Source organism: Massilia frigida (genome assembly GCF_011682175.1).
Lineage (GTDB): Bacteria > Pseudomonadota > Gammaproteobacteria > Burkholderiales > Burkholderiaceae_D > Telluria_A > Telluria_A frigida.
Genome location: NZ_WHJG01000092.1, coordinates 1 through 3,292, shown reverse-complemented (window position 1 = coordinate 3,292; position 3,292 = coordinate 1). Strand labels below are relative to the sequence as shown.

Below are 3,292 nucleotides of genomic sequence, written 5' to 3'. Positions count from 1 at the left end.
TCCGAATTCGCTGTCAAGCACGGCAAATCGGCTCACGTTTGAGCCTGAAATCGGAGACGGCCTCGCGGCTCGCCGCGTCCGCCTCGGTTTCGCGAGGTCAAATTCCGTCTGCCGCGCAGACTCCTAGTATCAGTGCGCCAGTTGGGCGGCCACCAATCCAGCCGGACCACCCGTGGTCGGCAAGTCCCAACTGCCACGGTGTTCAGTACGGCGCGGTCGCCGCTGATGGCAGCAGCGAGCACGCCGCCGGCCAGCGCGCGCGGCGCAATGCCAGGCCGCCAAAGCCGATCCCGTACCCGGTCCCTTCCGCACGCAGCCCAGCTACCGCATCGTTTGGCGGCCGTAGTTCATCACGCAGCTCCAGGCGTAATCAACCTTGGCGCCTTGCAGCTACGGATACACCCTTCAGCACGTCGCCATACAGCAGGCCTGCGACTGTGGCGCCGCAGCGCTCGAGCGTGGAGATACGGCCGCCCCACAATAGGCGCGTATCGGCCAGCGGACGACAGTAGTCGAATGCGAAGCGGGTGTCGTAGATCGCGGTGCTGGTGCGCATGGGCTGCCGCATGCGCTCGCCGGATGGCTCGGCTACCATCACATAGGCAGCAGTCAGGAACACTGCACTACCGAGGCGCGGATAACTTCACGCTACATATCCGGCCGTCGGCCCCATCAAAATTGAGGATAGCGCTGATGATGCCCAACATCTGGCGTTCTCGAGAGCGGCAACTGACGGTCATCGGCATTGTTCGTACGATCAAGATGGACTGCCTGCTTCTTGGAGCTCACCAGGCCGATCAGCCTTTGGGCCGCTCTCGCAGGTAGCGCCGATGTCGTCGCCCGGTCAGTACCCCCGCGACCGTGAACGCAGGCGGCAAGAAGCGGCGCCATTGAAGTCCGCAATCCGGCCCTACCCGTGGGATGGTCATCGTCCAGGTACAGGCAGGTGCCTGCGCTAGCCAGCGCGTCAATGACCTGCACATCGCAGCGCACAGTAGCGCGCGGACGCGTAACATCACGGCTCGACAGCAGCAGATGGCGAGGCAATCGAGGAAGTCAGGTCAGAGCCGCTTCAACTGGCCGATGACGCTCGCCACTTTGGTCGTGATCACATCGATTGCCGGGCCATTTGCGCCGTGAGGCAAAATGACGTCGGCGTGACGCTTGGTCGGCTCGATGAACTGCTTGTGCATCGGCCGCACCGTTTCCAGGTACTGGCCGACAACGCTGTCGACCGAACGGCCGCGTTCGGTAATATCCCTTTGCATGCGGCGGATGAAGCGCACATCGGGAGCGGTGTCGACAAAGATCTTGAGCGACATCATTTTGCGCAAGTCCGCGTCATACAAGGCAAACAGGCCTTCGATCACGATGACCGGGGCGGGTTTGACTGGAATGGTTTTGTCGGAGCGGTTGTCGATCGTGAAGTCGTACTCTGGCATGTCGATCGCCTCGCCATTGCGCAAGGCCTGGATGTGCTGTACCAGCAGTGGCCAGTCGAATGCCTGCGGATGGTCGTAATTCTGCTTGCGGCGCACTTCGGGAGTGAGATCGGTTTGGTCGCAGTAGTAGTCATCCTGCATCACGACCGACACCATATCGGCACCGAACGAAGCGAGTACTTGCTGTGTCACCGTTGACTTGCCACTACCGCTTCCGCCAGCGACACCAATGACAAACGGAGGGAAAGAAATCTTATTCATACCGAATGATACCGGAGCGGCGATCGAACTGACAGGGTAAAGGCGCTGAAGCTGGCTCATTATATTTCGAAAGACAGCCTTTTACAGCAAACCTGGGACCCGGCCTACGGGTTTGCGACGCTTCGAACATGGCCATTCGGCAGCGCTAGCCAGCGCCGGGCCTGATCGCCCCTTCGGACCCGGGCAGCCGGGACGCGAGTGAGCTTTACCAGGCCCTGCTGGCACTCCACGGCTGCGTTTGCAGCATGAGCCGCAAGGGGAACCGCTGGGATAACGCCGTGGCGACATGCTTCTTTCTGAACCTCAAAATGGAACCCGTCTGGCAGAGGCCAGTACGCCAATCCAGCCGATGCCAAAGCCGATATCATCGACGACATCGTCGGCTGCTACAACGACAAGCGGTGACTGTTGAGCCGCTATGCAAGGGACCGGACAGGATCGCCCGGATGCGCCGCGATCCTCGTCTTTTCGGGTTTCGCGTCACCGGGCACGATCTCGAACGCCTCGCCCAGCGTGCCCTGGACGCTACGTCGCCAGCCTGGGCTGCCCTGAAACGAAGCCTGGCCAGGGCGCGCCGCTGACGGGCGGAATGCGCAGCCCCAGGGCGATGCCACGCAGCGAGCGCTCGGCGGCCGGGTTGTCGATCTCGATGCGGCCATCGTCGGCATAGCGTATCAGCGTCGGCCACAGCTTGAGGGTGTACAGGATTGCCGCTGCCGTATCGAATTGACGCGACAGTGTGCCCGGTATGATATGCAGCCAGCGTTCGGGATTATCGAGCAGCGCTTTCGCCTGCGGCTGGCGGGCTGCCCGGCGTTCATCGGGCTGCTTGCCGCGGATAGATTCTTCGATGCCATACGGCTTACCGATCCAAGGCAGCGCCTCGGTAGTAAGCTGTGTCGGTTGAGCTACATGTAGGTCATAAAATTTGCGGCGTGCCTTGTGCCCAGCAGGCTACTTCGACGACGCGGCCGCTGTCGTAGACGGCGTTGAAGCCGGCGTAAGCATCAGGCTGCAGCACGCCGTTGAAGTTCGCCAAGTGCGCCTGTGGATGTTCGCCCTTGCGGTGGCAGCGAAGTCGGCTGTTTGGGAATTGCTGCTTCCGATCGGCCTGGCTGGGGGCACGAACGAATTCGCCTATGTTTTCAGTCCACTCACGTCGACCGATCCACCAGGACTCGCACCGAAAAAACCGTCACAATTCGCATTGCCTGATGGTACCGGGGCCTCGCCGGCCGATATAGCTGCCAGCAAAGGCGGCGGCGGCGATCGAACGGGCCAACAAGCCTGCCGTGATGACCTTATCGAGGATGCTGATCTGAACAACAACGGCGTGTATGTATGCTGGCGCTGTGGCCACTCGAGCCTGAATGCCCCGGATATGCACCTTGGCCATACGAGTGCTCCCATGTCAAAGGGCGGTAATCTAGCGGCCGTTAACGTGAAGTTGGAAGGCGCTTCATGTGAGCCTCTTGCAAAACTAGCGGAACGGATGAAAATTGCTTGGCAGCGCAAGCGAAAAGGTGGGGGTGGGCGCCCATTTCTGGCATGATTTAGTTTCTAACGCTTAATCAAAACGCCCACACCAT

The 3,292-nt window shown here is 60.8% G+C and carries 6 protein-coding genes and 1 pseudogene; 3 read left to right on the top strand and 4 right to left on the bottom strand.

Translation table 11 applies throughout. The features are described from left to right. Positions 1-370: 370 nt before the first annotated feature. Positions 371-556, bottom strand: a complete 186-nt coding sequence (locus tag F2P44_RS33940) for a hypothetical protein (RefSeq protein WP_167094444.1) — start codon at positions 554-556, stop codon at positions 371-373. Positions 557-1,061: 505 nt separating this feature from the next. Beyond that, positions 1,062-1,763, bottom strand: coding sequence for a uridine kinase (gene udk / locus F2P44_RS33935; RefSeq protein WP_229423909.1), 702 nt, complete (start codon positions 1,761-1,763; stop codon positions 1,062-1,064). 38 nt (positions 1,764-1,801) lie between these two features. On the opposite strand from udk, the pseudogene F2P44_RS36010 reads away from it, so the two are divergent. Together F2P44_RS36010 and F2P44_RS36280 are read left to right on the top strand one after the other, a co-directional pair. Continuing rightward, positions 1,802-2,105, top strand: a pseudogene (locus tag F2P44_RS36010) (IS3-like element ISKpn18 family transposase); the annotation flags it as partial. Positions 2,106-2,149: 44 nt separating this feature from the next. Then, the gene (locus tag F2P44_RS36280) at positions 2,150-2,284 is read left to right on the top strand and encodes a hypothetical protein (RefSeq protein WP_267877649.1); all 135 of its coding nucleotides are present in this window, start codon (positions 2,150-2,152) and stop codon (positions 2,282-2,284) included. On the opposite strand, the gene F2P44_RS33930 is transcribed toward F2P44_RS36280, so the two are convergent. Together F2P44_RS33930 and F2P44_RS36275 are read right to left on the bottom strand one after the other, a co-directional pair. After that, positions 2,229-2,582 carry an IS66 family transposase gene (locus F2P44_RS33930; protein WP_267877650.1) on the bottom strand — a complete coding sequence of 118 codons (354 nt, stop codon included), beginning with the start codon at positions 2,580-2,582 and terminating at the stop codon, positions 2,229-2,231. The two genes, F2P44_RS36280 and F2P44_RS33930, sit on opposite strands and share 56 nt — an antisense overlap. Before the next feature lie 40 nt (positions 2,583-2,622). Then, complete coding sequence (locus F2P44_RS36275; RefSeq protein ID WP_167094442.1) at positions 2,623-2,742, bottom strand: IS66 family transposase; 120 nt, start codon at positions 2,740-2,742, stop codon at positions 2,623-2,625. On the opposite strand from F2P44_RS36275, the gene F2P44_RS33920 reads away from it, so the two are divergent. Beyond that, complete coding sequence (locus F2P44_RS33920) at positions 2,743-3,255, top strand: hypothetical protein (protein WP_167094440.1); 513 nt, start codon at positions 2,743-2,745, stop codon at positions 3,253-3,255. The last annotated feature ends 37 nt before the right edge of the window (positions 3,256-3,292 follow it).